Source organism: Pseudomonas sp. PGPPP1 (assembly GCF_002255865.1).
GTDB lineage: Bacteria > Pseudomonadota > Gammaproteobacteria > Pseudomonadales > Pseudomonadaceae > Aquipseudomonas > Aquipseudomonas cremoris.
This window is the reverse complement of sequence record NZ_NKIG01000023.1, coordinates 91,611-110,981: the sequence shown is the minus strand read 5'-3', so window position 1 is coordinate 110,981 and position 19,371 is coordinate 91,611. Positions and strand designations below refer to the sequence as shown.

Genomic DNA, 19,371 nt, shown 5'->3' with positions numbered 1-19,371 from the left:
CGGATCTTCTTCAGGTACTTCACGTCGACCACGCCGATCCACACCAGCAGTACCACGGCCACCGGAATTTCGAAGGCCACGCCAAAGGCGAAGAACAGCGTCATCACGAAGTCGAGGTAGCTGGTGATGTCGGTCATCATTTCCACGCCGGCCGGGGTAGCAGCGGCGAAGAACTTGAAGATCAGCGGGAACACCAGGAAGTACGCGAACGCCATGCCGGTGTAGAACAGCAAGATGCTCGACACCAACAACGGCACCGCGATGCGCTTTTCATGCTTGTACAGGCCCGGTGCTATAAAGCCCCAGATCTGGTGCAGGATCACCGGGATCGCCAGGAACAGCGAGACCATCATGGTCAGCTTCAACGGCGTGAGGAACGGCGATGACACATCGGTGGCGATCATCGTGGCACCGGCCGGCAGGTACTGGCGCAGGGGTGTCGAGACGAAGGTGTAGATCTGCTGGGTAAAGGCGAACAGCCCGGCAAAGATGATGAAGATGGCCGCTACACAACGCAGCAGGCGGGTGCGCAACTCGGTGAGGTGCGAGACCAGCGGCATATGCTGGTCGTTTTCCGGTTTATCAGCGCTCATGGGGCTCGCGGCGGCAATGTAGGGTCATGGGGGGCGGGCGACGCAACGGGCGCCGGCGCAGGCTCGGTTGGAGCAGGCGGTGCCACGGGGGCGGTGTCAGACGCTGGCGCGATGCTGTTTTCGGGCACAGGTTCCACCGGTTTGGCGGGCTCCTGTACCGGCGACAGAATCTTGCGTGCCTCTTGCTCCAACGACAGGATATGTTCGTTGTGCAATTGCCGACGGATCTCGTCAGCGCCGATTTCCCGTTCAACTTCCTGTTTGATGGCGTTGAAACTGCGTTTCAAGCGCCCGATCCACAGGCCGGCCGTGCGTGCGGCACCGGGCAGGCGTTCCGGCCCCAGCACCAGCAGGGCCACGAGGCCGACGAGCAGCAGTTCAGAGAAGCTGATACCAAACATTAGTCAGTGCTCACGAGTCTTTGCGGGTCGGCTCTTCGACTTTTTCAGCCTGCACGTCGAAGGTGCGACGCTCGGTGATCGGCTGGGCGGCCTGCGGGTGCACCGGCTGCGCTGGCGGAACCGGGTTTGCGACAGGGTCAGCCGGCTTTTCGTCGTCGTTCATGGCCTTGCGAAAGCCCTTGATCGACTCGCCTACATCAGTGCCCAGGTTCTTGAGTTTCTTGGTGCCGAATACCAGTACCACCACCACCAGAATGACGATCCAGTGTTTCCAGTCAAAAATGCCCATGCTGCAATTCCTCTGTGAAAGTTAGTCAGGCGGACGGGCGCGAGGCCTTTTCGGCATGCCCGGACAAACCGAAGCGACGGTCCAGTTCATCCAGCACTGCCTGCGGATGCTGCCCCAGTTGGGCGAGCATGACCAGGCTGTGGAACCACAAATCGGCGGTTTCGTAGATCACGTCGCTGCAGTCGCCGCTGATTTGCGCGTCCTTGGCGGCGATGATCGTCTCGACGGATTCTTCGCCGAGTTTTTCCAAAATCTTGTTCAGGCCCTTGTGGTACAGGCTGGCGACATAGGAGCTGTCGGCGTCCGCGCCTTTGCGGTCTTCCAGCACCTGGGCCACGCGGTTCAGGGTATCGCTCATGTTCAGTGTCCTGCCGAATAGATGGCGTGCGGGTCTTTGAGCACCGGCTCGACGGTCTTCCATTCGCCATTTTCGAAGACGCGATAGAAGCAGCTGTGACGGCCGGTGTGGCAGGCGATGTTGCCGATCTGCTCAACCATCAGGATGACCACGTCGGCGTCGCAGTCGATGCGCATCTCGTGCAGGGTCTGCACGTGCCCGGATTCTTCGCCCTTGCGCCACAGTTTGCCACGCGAGCGTGACCAATAAATGGCGCGCTGCTCAGTGGCAGTGAGGCTCAGGGCCTCGCGGTTCATCCAGGCCATCATCAGCACGCGCCCGGTCTTGTAGTCCTGGGCAATGGCCGGCACCAGGCCGTCACTGTCCCACTTGATTTCGTCCAGCCAGTCTTTCATGTTCGGCTCCGGCAATTTGCGACAGTGTATAACCGGATTGGCTATCGACGCACGATCAGATAAACACCCACAGCGACCATGATGCCCGCCGGCCAGTGGCCCAACTCATTCAGCGGCCCGCCGATGGCGAGAACCACGCCACCGACCAGGTGCGCGGCGCCCAGCAGGCGCAAGAACCAGTCGTCCTTACGCTTTTGCCATGGTGGCGCGGGGTCCTTGGCGTGGGGCTGGGACATGCGCTCCAGCAGGTCACGGGTCATATTGGCCAGGTGCGGCAACTGTTCCATCTGGCTGTGCAGGTTGCCCAGCACGGTTTTCGGACTCATGCGCTCGCGCATCCAGCGCTCGAGGAATGGCTGCGCGGTGTTCCACAGGTCCAGGTCCGGGTACAGCTGACGGCCCAGGCCTTCAATGTTCAGCAGGGTTTTTTGCAGCAGGACCAGCTGCGGCTGCACTTCCATATTGAAGCGGCGCGCGGTCTGGAACAGGCGCATCAGTACCTGGCCGAAGGAAATATCCTTCAGTGGTTTTTCAAAGATCGGCTCGCACACGGTACGAATGGCCGCTTCGAATTCATTGAGCTTGGTTTCTGCTGGCACCCAGCCCGAATCGATGTGCAACTGCGCCACGCGGCGGTAGTCACGCTTGAAGAACGCAAACAGGTTGCGGGCCAGGTAGTCCTGGTCTTCCGGGGTCAGGCTGCCGACGATGCCGCAGTCGATCGCGATGTACTGCGGGCTCCACGGGTTGACGGTGCTGACGAAGATGTTGCCCGGGTGCATGTCGGCGTGGAAGAAGCTGTCGCGGAACACCTGGGTGAAGAAGATCTCTACACCGCGCTCGGCGAGCATCTTCATGTCGGTACGCTGGTCGGCCAGGGTGGCGAGGTCGGTGACCTGCACGCCGTAGATGCGCTCCATCACCAGCACTTTGGGGCGGCACCAGTCCCAATACACTTGCGGCACGTACAGCAGCGGCGAGCCTTCGAAGTTGCGCTTGAGCTGACTGGCGTTGGCCGCTTCACGCAGCAGGTCGAGTTCGTCGTAGATGGTTTTTTCGTAGTCGGCGACCACGTCCACCGGGTGCAGCAGGCGCGCATCGGCGCTGAAACGCTCGGCGGCGCGGGCGAGGATGAACAGCCACGCCAGGTCTTGGCCGATGATCGGCTTGAGGCCGGGGCGAATCACCTTCACCACCACTTCTTCGCCGGTTTTCAACTGTGCCGCGTGTACCTGTGCGACCGAGGCCGAGGCTAGCGGGTCAACGTCGAAACGGCTGAACACGTCGCTGATCTTTTGGCCCAACTGCTCTTCGATGAGCTTCATCGACTGCTGCGAGTCAAACGGCGGCACGCGGTCCTGCAACAGCATCAACTCGTCGGCGATGTCTTCGGGCAGCAGGTCGCGACGGGTCGAGAGGATCTGCCCGAACTTGATGAAGATCGGCCCCAAATCCTGCAACGCCAGGCGCAGGCGTGCGCCACGGCTCAGTTCCAGCTTCTTGCGCGGGAACCAGCGCCACGGCAGCACGTAGCGTACCGCGAGCAGGAACCACGGCAGGGGCAGGGCGAACAGCAGGTCATCGAGCTGGTAGCGGATTACGACGCGCTGGATACGAAACAAACGGCGGACGGCGAGCAGCTTCATGCGTTATCGCTTGGATCAAGGGAACGGCTCAGGCGCTCGAAGCGTGCCTCAAGGCGTTCCAGGTCGATTTTGGCCTTGTCGAGTTCACGAAAGCGCGCTTGCGCCTCCCGCTGCCCGACCAGGGTGCGCGATTCTTCGCTCAGGTATTCGGCGAGGTTCTGGTTGAGGCTGGCGAACCCTTGCTGGTACCAGCGTTTACGGCTGCGCAGGTGCCCGCTGATCAACTGGGTGGGCACCGGGCCGATCCAGCGTGACAGTTCGTATTCCCAATCCAGTTCCAGGTCTTGCAGCACCGCGGCCAGGTCCATCAGCACTGAACTGTCGCCTTCCAGCTCCACTTCGGCGCTGTGCAGGATCGCGGTCTTGTTGCGGCTCAGGGCCAGGTGCAGCAGGCTCGATGCCGGCGCACGCAGGGTACAGTCGGCCTCGGCGGCCCACTCGCTGGCGAGCAGCAGGCCTTCATCGCTGGGCAGGATAAACAGCTGCAGGGTGGGGCTCGTGCAATCCACGGCAATGATCTTGCCGTTCAGGTGAGCGAGCCGCGCCAGGGCGGTGCTGTCCAGGCGAAGTACACGGTTGAGGCCGTGTTCGACGCTTGCGAGAAGACCGGCGAGCAGCATCAGGGCTTGATACCACGGTGCAGGGCGACGATGCCGGACGTCATGTTGTGGTAGGTCACGCGGTCGAAACCGGCTTCCACCATCATCGACTTCAGGGTTTCCTGGTCGGGGTGCATGCGGATCGATTCGGCGAGGTAGCGATAGCTCTCGGCGTCATTGGTGATCAGCTTGCCCATCAATGGCATGAAGGCGAAGGAGTAGGTGTCGTAGACCTTGGACATGATGGCGTTGGTCGGCTTGGAAAATTCCAGCACCAACAGGCGGCCACCCGGCTTGAGTACGCGCAGCATCGAGCGGATCGCGTCTTCCTTGTGGGTGACGTTGCGCAGGCCGAAGGCGATGGTCACGCAGTCGAAATGGTTGTCGGGGAACGGCAGCTTTTCAGCGTCGGCCTGGACGAATTCGATATTGCCGGCCACGCCTTTATCCAGCAGGCGGTCTCGGCCGACCTTGAGCATCGAACCGTTGATGTCCGCCAGCACCACTTGGCCGGTCGGGCCAACGAGCTTGGAGAATTTGGCCGCCAGGTCGCCCGTGCCGCCGGCGATGTCCAGCACGCGGTTGCCGCTACGTACGCCCGACAGCTCGATGGTGAAACGCTTCCACAGGCGGTGCATGCCGCCGGAAAGCACGTCGTTCATCAGGTCGTACTTGGCCGCGACGGAGTGGAACACCTCAGCGACTTTTTCCGCCTTTTGGCTTTCCGGAACGTTCTTGAAGCCGAAGTGAGTGGTGGGTTCGGCATCGCTGCCTTTGCGCTGATCAGTCATATCGCTGTCACCAAAAGAGAATGCGGGACATGATAATCCCCAAGGCTTGCTTTGTCTTGGCAAGGCTGAAGGTAAGATGGGCGGCCACCGAGACCTTTTGCCGCATAGAAGGTATCCAAATAGCTATAAAGAGGAGTCATTGCAATGGCCCGTATAACCGTTGAGCGTGCACATTCCCTGGGTAAAGAAGGCGCGCGGGCGAAGGCCGACAAGTTGGCGCAAAAACTTCAGGAGCAATATGGCCTGGAGCCGTCGTGGTCTGGTGATACCTTGCATCTCAAGCGTTCGGGGGTTAAAGGCACCGTACTAGTGGCCGATGATTCGCTGCGTATTGATGTGGAACTGGGGCTGTTGATGTCAGCCATGAGCGGCACCATCAAGTCTGAAATCGAGAAGGCCCTGGATAAGGCGTTGGCCTGATTAACCTGCTCTTAGGGTGCCGATTCTAATTTTTCCTCCTACTTTGTGCCCAAGCCCTCAACTCCTGTGGGCCGTTCCTCCCCCCTTTTTTGCGTGAGGTGCACCATGGCCAAAGTTATCTTGAAGAAAAAAATCGACGCCCAAACCACTGCTTTGAGCGACGTTAAATCCTACGCCCGCAAGATTTGGCTGGCGGGCCTGGGTGCCTACGCCAAGGTCGGAAGCGAGGGCAGCGAGTACTTCAAAGAGCTGGTTAAAACTGGTCAACATATTGAAAGTAAAGGCAAAAAAGTTGCAGTTGAACAACTTGAGGCCGCCAACAGTCAGATTGACCAAGTCAAGAGTAATGTCTCCTCCGTCAAAGGTCTGGTAGAAGTTCAGCTGGATAAAGTTGAAAAAGCTTTTGATACTCGTGTAGCAAGTGCCTTGAATCGAATCGGCATTGCGTCTAAACATGACGTGGAGACACTCTCTGCTAAGCTCGAAGAGCTGACGGCATTGCTCGAACGTGTCGCGCGTAAACACTAAGGAGACATCGGGATGGCTGTTAAAAAGACTACTCAGAAAGAAGGCAGCTCGTGGGTCGGGGAAGTTGAAAAATATTCCCGTAAGATCTGGCTGGCTGGTTTAGGCGTGTACTCGAAGGTTAGCAGTGATGGCGGCAAGTACTTCGAGACTTTGGTCAAGGACGGCGAAAAGGCCGAGAAGTTGACCAAAAGCACCGTCGGTAAAAAAGTTGAAGCGGCCAAGGCAACTGCCGGCTCCGCCAAGTCGAGCGTTTCTGACGCTTGGGGCAAGTTGGAAGAAACTTTCGACAAGCGCCTGAACAGTGCCATTTCTCGACTGGGCGTACCGAGCAAGGCTGAGTTGAAGACGCTGCACAGCAAGGTCGATACCCTGACCAAGCAAATCGAAAAACTCACCGGCGCCAAAGTGGTTCCGGCGAAAACTGCAGCCGCCAAACCGGCAGCCAAGCCGGCTGCTAAAACTGCCGCTGCGAAACCTGCGGCTAAAGCAGCTGCCAAGCCTCTGGTAAAAGCAGCTGCCAAGCCGGTAGCCAAGGCCGCTGCAAAACCTGCCGCAAAACCAGCGGCCAAAACTGCAGCCGCTAAACCGGCCGCCAAGCCTGCCGTTAAAAAGCCGGTAGCGGCTAAAGCAGCTGCCAAACCAGCGGCTAAGCCTGCTGCCAAGGCTGCGGCAAAACCTGCTGCCAAGCCGGTTGCCAAGCCCGCGGCCAAAACCGCAGCGGCTAAACCGGCTGCTGCTAAACCTGCAGCTAAGCCTGCTGCCGCGAAACCGGCGGCAAAACCGGCCGCCGCCAAGAAACCTGCGGTAGCCAAAAAGCCAGTAGCACCGAAGCCAGCCGTTGCGGCCAAACCTGCGACTGCGCCGACAGCGTCTTCCACCAACTCGGTGTCCGCACCGACGCCCGCCGCTACTCCGTCTGCAACGCCGGTCACTTCGACGCCGTCCAGTCAGTCCTGAGATTAGCGAGATACAAAAATGCCCGGCCATTTAAGGTCGGGCATTTTTTTGTGAGCCAAATCTCTCCTCAGTTGTAAGTGATGGCGACCGTCACCACGCTGACCAAGGTGCCAGATTTGACCAATGTGCCATTTTTAAAATATGACGCGTTCATCGGCAGCACCGCTTTTTGGCCGCTGGTTGCGACCTGGCGCGTGCGCTGAGCAGCCGTGCCGTTGGCAGGAATGTAGGCAACGTTTCGATGGGAAAGCGAAAGTGCCGTCCCGGTAGAGGTGCCCGTATTCGCAAAGAGTGCACCGTTTCCAGTGGCCGGCGTACCCGTGAACAGGAAGGACACCGTACGAATGTCGGATTCGCAATCGGCGGTCAGGTCAAAAGACTGAACCCCCACCTCGTTGGCGGCGTCGAAGTTGGAGACTTTCACCGTTGGCAACGTGATCGTTCGGTTCACATCCCCTGCTGCCAGGTTGCACGTGCCGGCATTTACCTGCCCTCGGAAGGTCAAGGTTCCGGTAGTCGCCGCCTGCACTGAATGGGCCGCCAGGCTCGCGGTTATTGCCAACAATAAAGGCAGGGTTCGTAGGAACATTAGAGACTCCTTTCTGGCATTAGTTGTAGGTGATCGAAACAGTCACCGCGCTGACCAGCGTACCCTGAGTAATTGCTCCTCCAGATTTGTGGTAGGCCGCTGAAAGTGGCAGTACCGCTTTCTTATTGGAGGTTACGACGGTCTTGCTACGCTGTGCGAGAGTGCCGTTGGCAGGGATCACTGTGTTAGTCGTTGCCCGGTGCGACAGCACCAGTGCTGTGCCGCCAGAACTGCCGGTATTGGAAAATAGCGCCGGAGTTCCTGCAGAGGGGGTGCCGGCGAACAGGAAGATCACATTGCTAATGTCTGATTCGCAATCGGCGGAAACCTCGAAATCGAAGTTTCCGGCTGTCCATCCGTTCGAATCAAAATCGGAAATCTTGATAGTAGGCAGCGTGACCGTACGGTTCACATCCCCGGCCGCCAGGTTGCAAGTGCCGGCATTGACCTGCCCTCTGAAATTAAGGGCGCCGTTCGTGGTGGCTTGTGCCGTATTGATAGCCAGGCTTGTGGCGATTGTCAGCAGAAAGGGCAGCGTTCGTATGAACATGGGGTACTCCTCAGGGTTTTAGTTATAGGTGATGTTGACGGTGGCGGTACTGACCAGCGTGCCTTGGCTGACCGTACCGTTCCTGTGATAAGCGGCGCCGAGTGGCAGCACTGCCCGATTGCCTGAAACAGCCAACGTGCGAGTGCCGTTATTGGAGATGGTGGCGGGCGCGCCGTTGATGCGTGAATACATCCACAGTGCGACGCCGCCCGCTGAGCCGGTGTTGGAAAAAAGCAGGGAGTTTCCCGGTGCTGGAGTGCCGGTGATGCGAAAGGTTACGTTGGCGGCATTGCTGCAATTGGCGCTCAAGTCGAAGTTGTGAGCACCTGCAGTGAGCCCGTTGTTAAAATCGTTGACCTTGATCGAGGGAAGAAAGATGGTGCGGCTGACGTCTCCGACGGCCAAGTCACACGTGGCGACGGGTCGGATAAAACGGACCGGGCTGCCGAGTTGCAGGCGAAAAGTGTTTGAAGACTTAGTCCATTTCTGTTCGAAGAAGTAGCCGGCGGGCACTGTCCCGGTGGTGACCGGACCGATTTTGTAGAAGGTCGCCTCTGCCCAGGTGAAGCTCGGGACCGGTCCGGTCGCCGTCGCCGCAGGTATGCTATGAAGGGTAAAAAGTGAGTTGCCCCCACCGTTGAATGTCATCCTTACGGCCACGCCTACGCCTGGCACCTCGGTGGGGTGGACACCCTGGTTGTGGTTGTTCGGGTAGCGCCCGTTGATCCATCGGGTTGCCAGAAAACAGGTTGCCGTCCAGCCGGGAGCCGTCCCTGAAAATGCCTGGCGAGTGATCACACTTCCGATAGGAAGACTGTCAGGCACGGTGAAAGTCGCCGGTAGGTTCAGGGTGAATGTGTCATTTTGGTACCTGCTGCACGTCGCCTGAGCGGCCATTGGCATTCCGAGGGCCAGCAATGCCCACAAAAGTTTGATCCGGTCTTTCATCCCTCACTCCCAACAGTCAGTGTTTGTGTTTAATCCCGCTGTGCTGTACTCAACATCACTCGTCAGGCATTTTTCAGTTGTAAGTAATGTTGACTGTGGCGGAACTGATCAGCGTGCCTTGGCTGACTGTGCCGTTTTTGTGATAGGCGGCGCTGAGCGGCAGCACCGCTCGATTGCCGGAAACCGAGAGGGTGCGAGTGCCGCCATTACTGATAGTGGCGGGTACACCGTTGATACGTGAGTACACCCACAGCGCTACCCCGCTCGCCGAACCGCTGTTGGCAAAGAGCAAGGCGTTGCCGGGTGCGGGTGTGCCTGTCATACGGAAAGTCACGTTGGAGGCGTCGGTGCAATTTGCGGTTAGCTCAAAATTGCTCGTGCCTGCAGTGACGACGTCTTTGAGATCGCTTACTTGTATGGGGGGAAGTGCGATTGTGCGGTTGACATCGCCAGCTGCGAGGTCACAAGTGGCGGCGGGTGTAACAAAGCGTGCCGAATTGCTAAGCCCCAATGAGAAGTGTCCCTCTTGGAATCCCCATCGGTCGTAAAGAAGGTTTCCCGCATAGAGGGTTTCGTTCGTGACGGGGCCGATCTTGTAGAAAATCGCCTCGGCGCTGACATTGCTGTAGTGCGTTGTACCGCCTGGATCTACGCCAGACGTACTGATCAACGAATGAGGATAAACCAGTCCATTGGAGTTTCGGACCATCACCCGTATGCCAACGCCTGGCACGTTGGTGGGATGGGCCGATACTCCCGCTCCTGGCACTTGCACTGACGTCGTGTATCGTCCTGTGAAGGTTCGAGGGGTCGCCGTCGCACAGTAAATGGTGAACGCTGGCGCGGTTTCAGTGAATGCCCGGCGGATAATGATGCCTCCCACGGGAAGGCTCTGCGGCACGGTGATTGTCGCGGGCAATGCCAGGCCAAGCGCCGAGTTGGGGTATCTATCACAAGCTGCCTGTACCGTGATCGGCAAGCTGAGTACCAGCAGTGTCGAAACAAGTTTGATTGAATATTTCATCTTCAGTCCTGCAAACGTAAGTCACTGTCACAACGACCTGCATCCAGAAGGCGCAGGCGCTCGGCGGTTTCAGATGTAGGCTTCTCGCCCACGTCATAGCTCAGCCGGCATGTGGCGCTGGCACCGCCGCCCCACTTGACGGTCAACTCCCCCTGCGGGCGCGCGACGCGTACAAATGCCTTGCCGCCCTGTCCGACAATGCCCACGCTGTTGCCATCTTCATCGAACACATCCGAACCAAACGGCATTAAGTTGCCATCCTCACGCAGTGCTGTGATCAAAAGGGCCTGGCCGCTGACGGTGTCAAATTGCAGCTTCACCACCGAACCTGCGCGAGGTGCGACGTTTTGTGCGGCGGTCTTGAGTTCCACATCGACAGAGAGGTCTTTGGGGTCGAGTTCGACCACGTTCTGGCGATACGGCGAAAGGTAGGGCACGATCGCGTAACCGCTTTTGCCGACTTGGGAACCGTGATTGCCGTTGATCCGCGCACCCTGCGCGTCAGATGCCTGGACGATACCAATCGTGTCGCCGAGTTCGGGGGCGAAGGTCACGCCGCCAGCATGGGCGACGATGCCGCCCGTCATGCCGAGGGACATCGCGCGGTAATCACTGCTCTGCCCATAACCTGCGGACAGTACGCCTTGGCTCGCCTGGTACTTCACATCGGCACTGGCAGAGGTGCCACTGCCGTGCGTGCGACTACCGCCCACGCCATAAGTGAACTCGCTGCGTTCACCCAGGGTGCCACCGAGGTTCACGCGTTCGCCGCTGCTTTGACTGCCGTTATAGGCCGTGGTGGTCAAGGTGGGCGCGCGGGCGCCGCTGCCTAGGGGCAGGCTCACGCTCAGTTCTACCTGTTTATCGACCCGTTCGCTCAGCAAGTCCTTGGTGCGCTGGGCGCTGAGGGTGTAGTGCATGCCCCTCCAGTTGCTGGTGTATCCCGTGGTGAAGGTCAGGTTTCCGCTGTCGCGGTTCCAATAGTTCTGCATGGAGCCGGTGAGGTAAACGGAGCCGCTGCCCAGTGCCTGGTTGAGACTGATGTCCATCCTGTCGCGCAGACGTGAGACGTTATCCAGGCTGAGCCTGTCGATGGCCAGGTCGCGCACTCGCGCAGCGTCGCGCACACTCAGGAAGCCTTCGGTGGAGTAGCGGTAGGCGCCGAGGGCAAAGTGAGTGCCGGACTCGGTGAAGTTCTTGCTGTAGCGCATTTGCAGGCTTTGCCCATCGCGTGAGCCATGTCCCGGCAGGTGTGCGCTCGAACGGGTCAGGTCAAAGGACAGCGCGCCCATTGGCGTGTTGAAGGCCGCTCCCACCAGTTGCGAGTTGTAGTCCTCTCCAACGACCGCCCCTGTGTAGCCCGTTAGCAGGTTGCTCAGGCCGTGCTGGTAGGTGGCTTGCATCATGGTTGGCGGGTGGCGCAATCCAATCTCATCCAACTGGCCGGCACTTAATGAGTAGCGGCTGTAGCCCGGACGCAGCAGGTTGGCGTTGGTGGCAAACGGAACGATGAACTCGCGCTGTCGACCATCGGCCTCGGTGACCGTGACGGTCAGATCGCCGCCGTAGCCGGTGGCAAACAAGTCGTTGAGCACGAATGGCCCCGGGGCAACTGACACCTCATCAAGTAACACGCCGCGCTGGCGCACGGTGACCCGTGCGTTGGTCTCGGCAATGCCGCGTACCACAGGTGCAAAGCCGGTCAGGGAGTCGGGCAGCATACGGTCGTCGGTAAACAGGCTCGCGCCACGCAGGCGTACGCTGTCGAACAGTTCGCCGGAGGTGAAGATCTCGCCCACCATCACTTGGGACTTCAACGAGGTCCAGTCGCGCTGCACGTAAGTGCTGCTGCTTTGGTAGCCCGAGGCGTTATCGGTGACGCTGTAGCTGCCGTTATGACGAAAGTGCCAGTCGCCCAGGTTGAGGCCGGTGTTCAGGCCCAGGTAATTGGAGTTGAACGAACGACCATTTGCCTGGGTGGCAAAGGTATTGGCGTTGTAGCGTACAAAGGCGGCGTCTACACCGCTGTCCCAGTGCTGTGGGTCGACATAGCCGCGCGCTTTACGTGCCAGGTAAATCTGTGGGACCTGCAGGCTGAGGCGGTTTTCACCGGGGTCAAATTGGCTGCTGGCGCTGGGCAGGTAGATGCCGATATCGGCACAGCTTATGAACGGGGCCGGGGTGGTCTCTCTGGCTTCGGCAGACTGTCTTTGCGTTGCGTCCAGATCGATCCCGAGCCGAAGCAGCGCGTCACGCTCCAGGCACATCTGCGCGGAGTCTTGGCCTTCGACGGCAACGAACGATAACGTCTCGCGCCCAACCCACTGGCCATTGAGGTAGACATCGGTGCGGTAGCTGCCGGGCAGCACGATGTTGCCCTGGCTGAATTTTGAAATGTCGACATGCTGGCCACCCGTATCCGGAAAGAACGCCGGGTTGAATTGAACGTTTTCGTTTGCCTGGGCACCCATGGCATGGGCGCCGCTCAGCAGCAACAAGCAACGCGCCAAAAGCGTCAAACGATGACTTTCCAAGGGCCGAAATCTTACGCTGGCTGGCGTGTTCAAACTCATGTTTACCATTCCCAGAAAGAGGTGTTACCCGAATTTGGGCAAAGGAAATCCCTGCCTCGAAAAATGGGCATCAAACGAACGTTGTCATTGAGTCAGTAGGGGGTTAGGGCGAGACCTTAGCGCTGTGTAATATCGCCACTCCAAAATCATCCAGTGTCTGGAACTCGACGGTGGTCGCGCGGCTGTGCGGCGACTTGAGGCTGGGTAGCGAGAAAAGGTTACGTCCCCCAGGCACCACCATGTTCTCAGCGCCTGAAACACTCGCCTCGCGGGCGTGTCGCTGTTTTGCGTCAAGCAGTTCGATCTGATCGAAGGTGACGTGATAAGGGCTCGGGTTATAGACCTCCAGCGCTTGGCCCTGCTCGGTGGATACCCGACGCCATTGCAGTTTTGCAGGCGCGGCCTCGACGTCGTAAGGCAGGTTTGGCGGGCGGAAAAACAGTTTTATCCGGGAGCGAAAGGCAAGCTGCAGTTGGTTGCTTTGTTGGGCGTCCTGGGACTGTGCTGGGACTTCCAACAGGTTGAACCAGAACAGGCTTTCCTGGGTCGACGGCAGGTCTGCACCGGTATACGCCAGGCGTACCACTTGCTGCTTGCCGGGTTCCATGCGGAAGATCGGTGGCGTGGCGATAAACGGGATGGCGGTCGCCTCAGGTGTCGAGTGCTCGTCACCGCTATCCAGCCATGCCTGGATCAGTACAGGCGCCTCGTTTTTGCTTTCCAGCCGGACTGTTACCTCCTTGTCGTTCTGCGGGTAAATAATCCTGGTGTTGTTAATGACAACACTCGCGTGGGCGGTGATGCCGAACAGTGCCAACGTCAATGCCATGAACTTGGCAGAAAGATGTGAAATCGAAAGTAGGTTCATGGGGGGGTCATCTTACGGCTGAAGGAGTGAGGCCAGCCGAATGGCGCACCCGGGCACCGAGGTCGCTGACAGCTGTGAACTCGACTTTGGCTGAGCCGTTGGGGCGATTGCGTAGCGTGGGCAAGGCAAACACTTTTACGTCACCTGCCGGCATTAGCAGGCTGTCATTGGCGTCGACGTTCGGCGCTTTGCTGAACCTTTTCCCTTCGCTGAGCAAATCCACGGCTGTGAGCGAGATATGGTATGGCGTGGGGTTGGTCGCCTGCAGGGCGAAACCCTGGTGATGGGGAATCAGTTCCCAGCGCAGTTTTGAAGGGGCGCTGGCGACCGGATAGGGCAACGACTGTGGCCGCACGAATACACGCAAACGGGTCCGGAACGCCAATTCAATCTGGTTGTTCTGCTCGGATCCGGCGGTCACCGGAGGTACTTCCAATACGTTCAGCCAGTAAAGGCTTTCGCGGTCAGTGGCTGCAGGCTCTCCCAGGTGGCGCAGGCGCAGGGCCTGTTGCTGATTGGGTTCGATCCGGAAGATCGGCGGTGTCAACGTGAACGGTGTCTGCGCCGTTGCCGGTGTTGAACGCAGGTCGCCGGTGTCCAGCCAGGTTTGCACAAGCGCCGGCCGATCGCCCTTGTTCTCCAGACGCACCACGACCTCTTGCTGCTCGGCAGGATAGATCACACGGGTGCCGTAAATGATGACGCCTGCTTGGGCGGTAAGCGCATGCAGCGCCAAGCCACCGACAGCGCAGGTGGCAAGCGCGAGGCGGGCCAGGTTTTTCATTTGTTCGGGGTCTCTTCGAGTCAGGGAGGGGACCTGCGGGATCACCGCAGGTCCGTTGCATGCAAGGTCCGTTGGTACGGGTTGCGTGCCCCTTAGTCTGCGTACACGACCATAAAGCCCACACGAGTCTTGACGGTACCCTCGGTCGCCGCGCCGCTGGCATACATCTGCGCTGCAAGAGGGATGACGGCCTGGTTGTCAGCGATCACTACGCCTTCCGATTTTTCGGTATAAACGTTAATTGGCGAACCGTCGCGATTGGTGACTTCCACTTGGACGTTCTTGGCGTTGGCGGTATCGCTTGGGTCATCGTAGCCGTCGATGTTCAACCGACCGGTCGCCACGTCGATGGCTGGGCTGGTGGGGTCGAATGCAACCATGGCCGTACGGCCGTTGACGCAGGCACCTTCGCCTGGCGCGCCAATGCGAATAGTGAAACCGGTGAGGTTGGCACGATCGCCCGGTTTTGCCAGGCGTACGGCCGAAACACCACCCATGTTCACGTCCTTGACGACTGCACCAGTACCCGGCGCAGCGCCTTCGACAGTGCAGGTCACGTCGCTGACTTGGCCGGTGAAGTTGATGGTGCCGTCATTGGCTGCATACGCGTGCTGCGATACTGCCGCGGCCAGGGCAATAGCGGCTGCAAGGGCGGAGAGAGCGTTGGATTTCATAATGTTCCTATTTTTGAGTTTGTAAGGTCCCGCCGCAGGGCCGTCGGTGACAGGGCCTATTACGAATTGACGGGCAGGGGTAATGTGTCTCCGAACGGGAATAATGAATATAGAGAAGTAGCGAGTTTTATCTCGTGATTGTTCGAAAATTTCTATATTGATTGAAAATAGTTGTATTTACTTTTCCTTGTGCGATGTGGCTGTAAGACTCCGCTGAAAGAGTATTCCTTATTGTCTTATCTGATTGATCCCGGCGTGTGGCTGAGATATACCGCTAAAAGTTAAAAAAAAGAGTTGTAATCACCTATGCGGGTTTCTTGATGCCTACTTCAATTTCCAAGATGTATACGGTCATGCTTCTGGATAATCATGAGATGGTTCGGCAGGGGATCGAGTTGGGTCTGAGCAAGGAGGCAGATCTCGATGTGATCGGATCGTTCGGGACCGGGAGGGAGCTGCTTGATGCGCTTGCCCAACGGCCTGCGGATATCGTGGTCATGGACTTCATCTTGGGGCCGTCTGATCTTGATGGGCTCAGTTTGATCCGTACGCTTAACCGACGATTCAGGACGTGCAAGCCCGTGGTCGTGTCGTCTCACTACACCTCCGCAACGGTTTTGCTGGCCTTGAAAGCGGGAAGCTGGGGTGTTCTGGGTAAGACCCAAAAGCTCACTGAGCTGATCGCAGCGGTCCGGATGATCGCTCAGGGGCGTGTTTACCTGCAGCCTTGCATGTTGCCGGCACTGCAAGGTGTACATCCCATGTTTGATGTGGCCGCGATGAAGTCGAAGATGGACTTTTCTGACCCTGTGCGTTTGAACGCTTGCCTGACCCCCAAAGAACAGGAGGTGCTGCGCTGTTTTCTGGACGGTATGTCCGTGAATTCGATTGCGGCAAAGTTTTCGCGTAGTGCGAGTACGATCAGCACCCAGAAACAATCGGCCTATCGAAAGTTGGGTATAAAATCTGACAGTGAGCTGTTCAAATTCACACAGCAGTTTGGAAATCCGGGGTAGTGCCTTAGTTGTAAGAAATGTTTCTCGTTGGTGTAAGTTAAATGGGGTTATCTAAGTAGCGAGTTGCTAATCGTTCTGTTGCCTGTCGCGCTGGAGGCAAAAGGTGTGGGGCGACCAACATCATAATTTGATAGACCACCACTTGAACTTCGCCTTCGCGGTCGAGTATCCGTTGGTAATCCAGAGAAAACAGCACCGTCATGGTGATTTGCTCCACCAGTTGGCCCAATGCCTGGGTATCACTGACCACCTGTCCTGAGGCCTTGAGCCGCGCCAGTAGCGATGCGAGGGTGCGCTTGAGTGCCGTGAGCAGGCTACGAATTCCCTTGGCCAGCTTCGGCAGACGCCCTGCGAGGTTAGAAAGGTCTTGAAATAAAAAGCGGTAGTGGGCCATGCGCTCGACAATCAGGTGCAGGAACAACCAGTAATCCTGTGCCTCCAGTTGTGCGTCTGCGGGGGGATCGAGCAGCGGCGCCAATTCATTCTGAAAACGCTCGAACAACCCGAGTACCAACGGTTCCTTGCCATGGAAGTGGTAATAGAGGTTGCCGGGGCTGATCCCCATTTCATTGGCCACCTCCATGGTCGACACATTTGGCTCGCCCTTTTGGTTGAACAACTGCAGGGCACATTCAAGGATACGGTCGCGGGTCTTCATCCAGTCTTCTTAATCTGATCGTTGAACTCAGCGCACCCTTACGTAGGTGCCGGGTGCTGCTTCCATCGGTGGGTAATTCTGGTTGCCCAGGGCGGTGAGGGTTTCGCGCTGCGCACCCGAGCGTTGTTGAATCCACTCCAGCCATTGCGGCCACCAACTGCCTTCGACGTGGTTGGCGTCGTAGTACCAGGCACGCGGGTCGCTGCTTAGCTTGGGGTTCTCGACGTAGTTCGCCTTGGGGTTGCCCGGCGGGTTGAGGATGCTCTGGATATGCCCGCTGTTGGACAGCACGAAGCGTTTTTCTCCGCCCAGCAACTGGGTGGAGCGATACACCGCGTCCCACGGTGTGATGTGGTCGTTGATGCCGGCCACGCTGAAGCTGTCCACCGTGACCTTTTGTAAATCGATGGGTGTGCCGCATACCTCAAGGCCACCGGGATGGCTGAGTGGGTTGTGCTTGAAGAAGTCCAACAGGTCGCCGTGCAGCGCGGCGGGTAGGCGTGTGTTGTCGTTGTTCCAGTACAGGATGTCGAAGGCCGGTGGTTCCTTGCCCAGCAGGTAATTGTTGATCCAGTAGTTCCAGATCAGGTCGTTGGGGCGCATCCAGGCGAACACCTTGGCCATGTCACGTCCGTCCAGCACGCCTTGCTGGTAGGAGCGACGCTTGGCGGCTTCCAGGGTTTGTTCGTCGACGAATAGGGTGGCAGGGCTGTCGATCTGGCTGTCCAGCAGGCTCACCAGGTAGCTGGCGCTGGAGATACGCCGCAGCTGGCGCTTGGCTTGCAGGTGGCCTTGCAGCGCGGCAATCGTGAGGCCGCCGGCGCAGGCGCCCATCAGGTTGACCTCGCGGGCACCGGTGATGGCGCGGCAAACGTTGAGTGCTTCTTCCAGCGCGGCAACGTAGGTGGACAAGCCCCATTCGCGGTGACGCACATCCGGGTTGCGCCAGCTGACCATAAAGGTCTGCAGGCCGTTTTTCAGGGCGTACTGCACGAAGCTGTTGGCTGGGCTCAAGTCGAAGATGTAGTACTTGTTGATTTGCGGCGGCACGATCAGCAGCGGCTTGGCGTACTGTTTTTCGCTCATGGGCTTGTACTGGATCAGCTCCAGCAGCTCATTGCGAAACACCACAGAGCCTGGGGTCGTTGCCACCGTCTTGCCGACTTCAAAGGCATGCTTGCTGACTTGGCGTGGCAGGCCATTGTTGTGCAGCAGGTCTTCGAACAGGTTGGTCACTCCGCGCACCACACTGTTGCCGCCCGAGTTGAGCAGCTCCTTGATAGCCAACGGGTTGAGCAGGGTGTTGGAGGGGGAGACAGCATCGTTGATCAGTGAGAAGGCAAAGTGCGCGCGCGCCCGGTCATCGGCACTCAGGGAGCTGTCATCGATCCAGTGACGCGTTTGTTTCTGCCAGCTCAGATAAGCCTGCAGGCTGCGGCGGTACAGCGGATTGAGTGTCCACGTGGCGTCTGTAAAACGACTGTCGTGGGGGTTGGGCTCATGCACCGTCTCGCCTAGCAGGACGCGGCCCAACTGCCCGCTCAAGGCCCACGCGTGACGGGCGGTGTGCACCGGGTTGCGCAAGCCGTGGGCAGCTACGCTACGCAGGGTCGACAGCAAGTCCCGGCCACGCAGGCCGGTGATCGCATTTTGCGCATTGATGAACGCGGCAGGGGTGGGGGCCGGGTTCGTCACGGGTCTTTCTCGCATGAGCCAACACTCCTTCGTCAAGCCATCAAACAGGCACGCCAATTCAGAACCATAGTCGGTTCCTGGCAAGTTGCGCGGCGGTGTAGTCCTTACACTGCCGGTCGCGGATGAATCACCGCACGCATGCGCTCCTCTTGCAGAAACTTCATGATGATCGGAGCCACGGCCTCGGCCCGGGTAATCAGGAACAGGTGGCCGTCATCGATGATGTGCAACTGTGCATTGGGAATGCGCCAGGCCAGCATGCGCATGTTGATCAGCGGAATGAGTGGGTCGTCGTCCCCTGCCAGTACCAGGGTGGGTTGGCGGATCTTGTGCAGCCAGTGGATGCTGGTCCAGCCCAGCCCGGCGAACAGTTGCCAGTAGTAACCGAGCTTGCCCGCCGAGCGCACTTTGCTGGCGTGTTCGGCGGCGAGTTTGGAGTCACGACGGAACGAGCCGCCATAGATCATCGGCGCAATGCGCACCACGTGGGACGGTTGAATGTAGCGTCGTGGGCTGGCCATCAGCCACAACACTTTTGGCTTGCCCGGCACCATCACCGCACCTGCTGCCGTGGCGGCCAGGATCAGCTTCTTGCAACGCTCCGGGTAGTCGTAGGCAAATTGTTGCGCCAGCGCGCCGCCCCAGGACACCCCCACTGCATTCACTTGCCCGTAGTCGAGGTAGTCGAGCATACGCGCCGTGAGCTTGGCCAGCCCAGGAAAGCGGTACGGCCGGTTGGGCGTTGACGAACCGCCGACGCCCGGCACATCAAAGGCGATCACTTCCAGGTCCGGGTCCAGGGCCTGGACGAACGGAAACACCAACTCAAGGTTGGCGCCGATGCCGTTGAAGATCAGCAGCGGGGTCAAATGAGGCTTGCCTGGGCGCACCGCCGTGCGGATGGTCTGGCCATCCAGGTCGATGGTGCGGAAGATGAACGGTTGCGGCATGGGCCTACCCTGCAAAATGGCGCACTAATTCCCTGTAGGAGCTGGGTCGGTGTGGGAGCGGGCTT

23 protein-coding genes are annotated in these 19,371 nt (G+C 58.8%); 4 read left to right on the top strand and 19 right to left on the bottom strand.

The window, feature by feature from the left end; genetic code table 11:
• The 8 genes from tatC to ubiE form a co-directional block, all read right to left on the bottom strand.
• Positions 1-593 (bottom strand): twin-arginine translocase subunit TatC (tatC, locus tag CFE47_RS22825; protein ID WP_286840666.1); only part of this gene is annotated, 593 nt, incomplete at its 3' end.
• Positions 590-994, bottom strand: a complete 405-nt coding sequence (gene tatB / locus CFE47_RS22820) for a Sec-independent protein translocase protein TatB (RefSeq protein ID WP_185704801.1) — start codon at positions 992-994, stop codon at positions 590-592. The genes tatB and tatC, both read right to left, overlap by 4 nt.
• Before the next feature lie 10 nt (positions 995-1,004).
• Complete coding sequence (locus CFE47_RS22815; RefSeq protein ID WP_105695034.1) at positions 1,005-1,283, bottom strand: twin-arginine translocase TatA/TatE family subunit; 279 nt, start codon at positions 1,281-1,283, stop codon at positions 1,005-1,007.
• A 25-nt stretch (positions 1,284-1,308) separates the two neighbouring features.
• On the bottom strand, positions 1,309-1,641 hold the full coding sequence (locus CFE47_RS22810; RefSeq protein ID WP_003209299.1) for a phosphoribosyl-ATP diphosphatase: 333 nt from the start codon (positions 1,639-1,641) through the stop codon (positions 1,309-1,311).
• Positions 1,642-1,643: 2 nt separating this feature from the next.
• Positions 1,644-2,036, bottom strand: a complete 393-nt coding sequence (hisI, locus tag CFE47_RS22805; protein WP_185704803.1) for a phosphoribosyl-AMP cyclohydrolase — start codon at positions 2,034-2,036, stop codon at positions 1,644-1,646.
• Between the two features lie 41 nt (positions 2,037-2,077).
• A complete protein-coding gene (ubiB, locus tag CFE47_RS22800) occupies positions 2,078-3,682 on the bottom strand; it encodes a ubiquinone biosynthesis regulatory protein kinase UbiB (protein WP_185704805.1) in 1,605 nt (534 codons plus the stop codon).
• The gene (locus CFE47_RS22795; protein ID WP_286840665.1) at positions 3,679-4,302 is read right to left on the bottom strand and encodes a ubiquinone biosynthesis accessory factor UbiJ; all 624 of its coding nucleotides are present in this window, start codon (positions 4,300-4,302) and stop codon (positions 3,679-3,681) included. The genes ubiB and CFE47_RS22795 overlap by 4 nt, the downstream gene beginning before the upstream one ends.
• Positions 4,302-5,072 carry a bifunctional demethylmenaquinone methyltransferase/2-methoxy-6-polyprenyl-1,4-benzoquinol methylase UbiE gene (gene ubiE / locus CFE47_RS22790; protein ID WP_286840664.1) on the bottom strand — a complete coding sequence of 257 codons (771 nt, stop codon included), beginning with the start codon at positions 5,070-5,072 and terminating at the stop codon, positions 4,302-4,304. Before ubiE ends, CFE47_RS22795 begins: the two co-directional genes overlap by 1 nt.
• A gap of 144 nt (positions 5,073-5,216) precedes the next feature.
• On the opposite strand from ubiE, the gene CFE47_RS22785 reads away from it, so the two are divergent.
• The 3 genes from CFE47_RS22785 (at position 5,217) to CFE47_RS22775 (ending at position 6,977) form a co-directional block, all read left to right on the top strand.
• Positions 5,217-5,492 (top strand): polyhydroxyalkanoic acid system family protein, encoded by a 276-nt coding sequence (locus CFE47_RS22785; protein ID WP_286840662.1) that lies wholly within the window; start codon positions 5,217-5,219, stop codon positions 5,490-5,492.
• 105 nt (positions 5,493-5,597) lie between these two features.
• Positions 5,598-6,020: a phasin family protein gene (locus tag CFE47_RS22780; RefSeq protein WP_286840660.1), complete on the top strand. Its 423-nt coding sequence runs from the start codon at positions 5,598-5,600 to the stop codon at positions 6,018-6,020.
• Between the two features lie 12 nt (positions 6,021-6,032).
• Positions 6,033-6,977, top strand: a complete 945-nt coding sequence (locus CFE47_RS22775) for a phasin family protein (protein WP_286840659.1) — start codon at positions 6,033-6,035, stop codon at positions 6,975-6,977.
• Positions 6,978-7,044: 67 nt separating this feature from the next.
• Here the strand turns inward: CFE47_RS22775 and CFE47_RS22770 are convergent, their stop codons facing one another.
• The 8 genes from CFE47_RS22770 to CFE47_RS22735 all read right to left on the bottom strand — a co-directional run bounded on the left by CFE47_RS22770 (position 7,045) and on the right by CFE47_RS22735 (position 14,987).
• Complete coding sequence (locus CFE47_RS22770; protein WP_286840657.1) at positions 7,045-7,566, bottom strand: fimbrial protein; 522 nt, start codon at positions 7,564-7,566, stop codon at positions 7,045-7,047.
• 19 nt (positions 7,567-7,585) lie between these two features.
• Positions 7,586-8,116 (bottom strand): fimbrial protein, encoded by a 531-nt coding sequence (locus tag CFE47_RS22765; RefSeq protein WP_286840655.1) that lies wholly within the window; start codon positions 8,114-8,116, stop codon positions 7,586-7,588.
• 18 nt (positions 8,117-8,134) lie between these two features.
• On the bottom strand, positions 8,135-9,064 hold the full coding sequence (locus tag CFE47_RS22760; protein WP_286840653.1) for a fimbrial protein: 930 nt from the start codon (positions 9,062-9,064) through the stop codon (positions 8,135-8,137).
• A 73-nt stretch (positions 9,065-9,137) separates the two neighbouring features.
• On the bottom strand, positions 9,138-10,088 hold the full coding sequence (locus tag CFE47_RS22755) for a fimbrial protein (protein ID WP_286840651.1): 951 nt from the start codon (positions 10,086-10,088) through the stop codon (positions 9,138-9,140).
• A gap of 2 nt (positions 10,089-10,090) precedes the next feature.
• Positions 10,091-12,661: a fimbria/pilus outer membrane usher protein gene (locus tag CFE47_RS22750; RefSeq protein ID WP_286840648.1), complete on the bottom strand. Its 2,571-nt coding sequence runs from the start codon at positions 12,659-12,661 to the stop codon at positions 10,091-10,093.
• A gap of 103 nt (positions 12,662-12,764) precedes the next feature.
• A complete protein-coding gene (locus CFE47_RS22745; protein ID WP_376750074.1) occupies positions 12,765-13,529 on the bottom strand; it encodes a fimbrial biogenesis chaperone in 765 nt (254 codons plus the stop codon).
• Positions 13,530-13,536: 7 nt separating this feature from the next.
• Positions 13,537-14,313, bottom strand: a complete 777-nt coding sequence (locus tag CFE47_RS22740) for a fimbrial biogenesis chaperone (RefSeq protein ID WP_286840646.1) — start codon at positions 14,311-14,313, stop codon at positions 13,537-13,539.
• Between the two features lie 92 nt (positions 14,314-14,405).
• Entirely contained in the window at positions 14,406-14,987 is a 582-nt protein-coding gene (locus CFE47_RS22735; protein ID WP_286840644.1) for a fimbrial protein, read from the bottom strand.
• 320 nt (positions 14,988-15,307) lie between these two features.
• Here CFE47_RS22735 and CFE47_RS22730 point away from each other — a divergent pair, with 320 nt between their 5' ends.
• Positions 15,308-16,003 carry a response regulator transcription factor gene (locus CFE47_RS22730; protein ID WP_286840642.1) on the top strand — a complete coding sequence of 232 codons (696 nt, stop codon included), beginning with the start codon at positions 15,308-15,310 and terminating at the stop codon, positions 16,001-16,003.
• A 37-nt stretch (positions 16,004-16,040) separates the two neighbouring features.
• Here the strand turns inward: CFE47_RS22730 and CFE47_RS22725 are convergent, their stop codons facing one another.
• From CFE47_RS22725 to phaZ, 3 genes are all read right to left on the bottom strand, one after another.
• Positions 16,041-16,661: a TetR/AcrR family transcriptional regulator gene (locus CFE47_RS22725; RefSeq protein ID WP_286840640.1), complete on the bottom strand. Its 621-nt coding sequence runs from the start codon at positions 16,659-16,661 to the stop codon at positions 16,041-16,043.
• A gap of 27 nt (positions 16,662-16,688) precedes the next feature.
• Complete coding sequence (phaC, locus tag CFE47_RS22720; protein ID WP_286840639.1) at positions 16,689-18,371, bottom strand: class II poly(R)-hydroxyalkanoic acid synthase; 1,683 nt, start codon at positions 18,369-18,371, stop codon at positions 16,689-16,691.
• A gap of 89 nt (positions 18,372-18,460) precedes the next feature.
• The gene (gene phaZ / locus CFE47_RS22715) at positions 18,461-19,306 is read right to left on the bottom strand and encodes a poly(3-hydroxyalkanoate) depolymerase (RefSeq protein WP_286840637.1); all 846 of its coding nucleotides are present in this window, start codon (positions 19,304-19,306) and stop codon (positions 18,461-18,463) included.
• Between the last annotated feature and the right edge of the window lie 65 nt (positions 19,307-19,371).

Coding starts and splice junctions, on each gene's coding strand:
- tatB (WP_185704801.1), bottom strand. CDS start 994: ATGTTTGGTATCAGCTTCTCTGAACTGCTGCTCGTCGGCCTCGTGGCC.
- CFE47_RS22760 (WP_286840653.1), bottom strand. CDS start 9,064: ATGAAAGACCGGATCAAACTTTTGTGGGCATTGCTGGCCCTCGGAATG.
- CFE47_RS22770 (WP_286840657.1), bottom strand. CDS start 7,566: ATGTTCCTACGAACCCTGCCTTTATTGTTGGCAATAACCGCGAGCCTG.
- CFE47_RS22765 (WP_286840655.1), bottom strand. CDS start 8,116: ATGTTCATACGAACGCTGCCCTTTCTGCTGACAATCGCCACAAGCCTG.
- hisI (WP_185704803.1), bottom strand. CDS start 2,036: ATGAAAGACTGGCTGGACGAAATCAAGTGGGACAGTGACGGCCTGGTG.
- CFE47_RS22815 (WP_105695034.1), bottom strand. CDS start 1,283: ATGGGCATTTTTGACTGGAAACACTGGATCGTCATTCTGGTGGTGGTG.
- ubiE (WP_286840664.1), bottom strand. CDS start 5,072: ATGACTGATCAGCGCAAAGGCAGCGATGCCGAACCCACCACTCACTTC.
- CFE47_RS22750 (WP_286840648.1), bottom strand. CDS start 12,661: ATGAGTTTGAACACGCCAGCCAGCGTAAGATTTCGGCCCTTGGAAAGT.
- CFE47_RS22730 (WP_286840642.1), top strand. CDS start 15,308: ATGCCTACTTCAATTTCCAAGATGTATACGGTCATGCTTCTGGATAAT.
- CFE47_RS22780 (WP_286840660.1), top strand. CDS start 5,598: ATGGCCAAAGTTATCTTGAAGAAAAAAATCGACGCCCAAACCACTGCT.
- phaZ (WP_286840637.1), bottom strand. CDS start 19,306: ATGCCGCAACCGTTCATCTTCCGCACCATCGACCTGGATGGCCAGACC.
- CFE47_RS22725 (WP_286840640.1), bottom strand. CDS start 16,661: ATGAAGACCCGCGACCGTATCCTTGAATGTGCCCTGCAGTTGTTCAAC.
- CFE47_RS22795 (WP_286840665.1), bottom strand. CDS start 4,302: ATGCTGCTCGCCGGTCTTCTCGCAAGCGTCGAACACGGCCTCAACCGT.
- ubiB (WP_185704805.1), bottom strand. CDS start 3,682: ATGAAGCTGCTCGCCGTCCGCCGTTTGTTTCGTATCCAGCGCGTCGTA.
- CFE47_RS22775 (WP_286840659.1), top strand. CDS start 6,033: ATGGCTGTTAAAAAGACTACTCAGAAAGAAGGCAGCTCGTGGGTCGGG.
- CFE47_RS22785 (WP_286840662.1), top strand. CDS start 5,217: ATGGCCCGTATAACCGTTGAGCGTGCACATTCCCTGGGTAAAGAAGGC.
- phaC (WP_286840639.1), bottom strand. CDS start 18,371: ATGCGAGAAAGACCCGTGACGAACCCGGCCCCCACCCCTGCCGCGTTC.
- CFE47_RS22740 (WP_286840646.1), bottom strand. CDS start 14,313: ATGAAAAACCTGGCCCGCCTCGCGCTTGCCACCTGCGCTGTCGGTGGC.
- CFE47_RS22755 (WP_286840651.1), bottom strand. CDS start 10,088: ATGAAATATTCAATCAAACTTGTTTCGACACTGCTGGTACTCAGCTTG.
- CFE47_RS22810 (WP_003209299.1), bottom strand. CDS start 1,641: ATGAGCGATACCCTGAACCGCGTGGCCCAGGTGCTGGAAGACCGCAAA.
- CFE47_RS22735 (WP_286840644.1), bottom strand. CDS start 14,987: ATGAAATCCAACGCTCTCTCCGCCCTTGCAGCCGCTATTGCCCTGGCC.
- CFE47_RS22745 (WP_376750074.1), bottom strand. CDS start 13,529: ATGAACCTACTTTCGATTTCACATCTTTCTGCCAAGTTCATGGCATTG.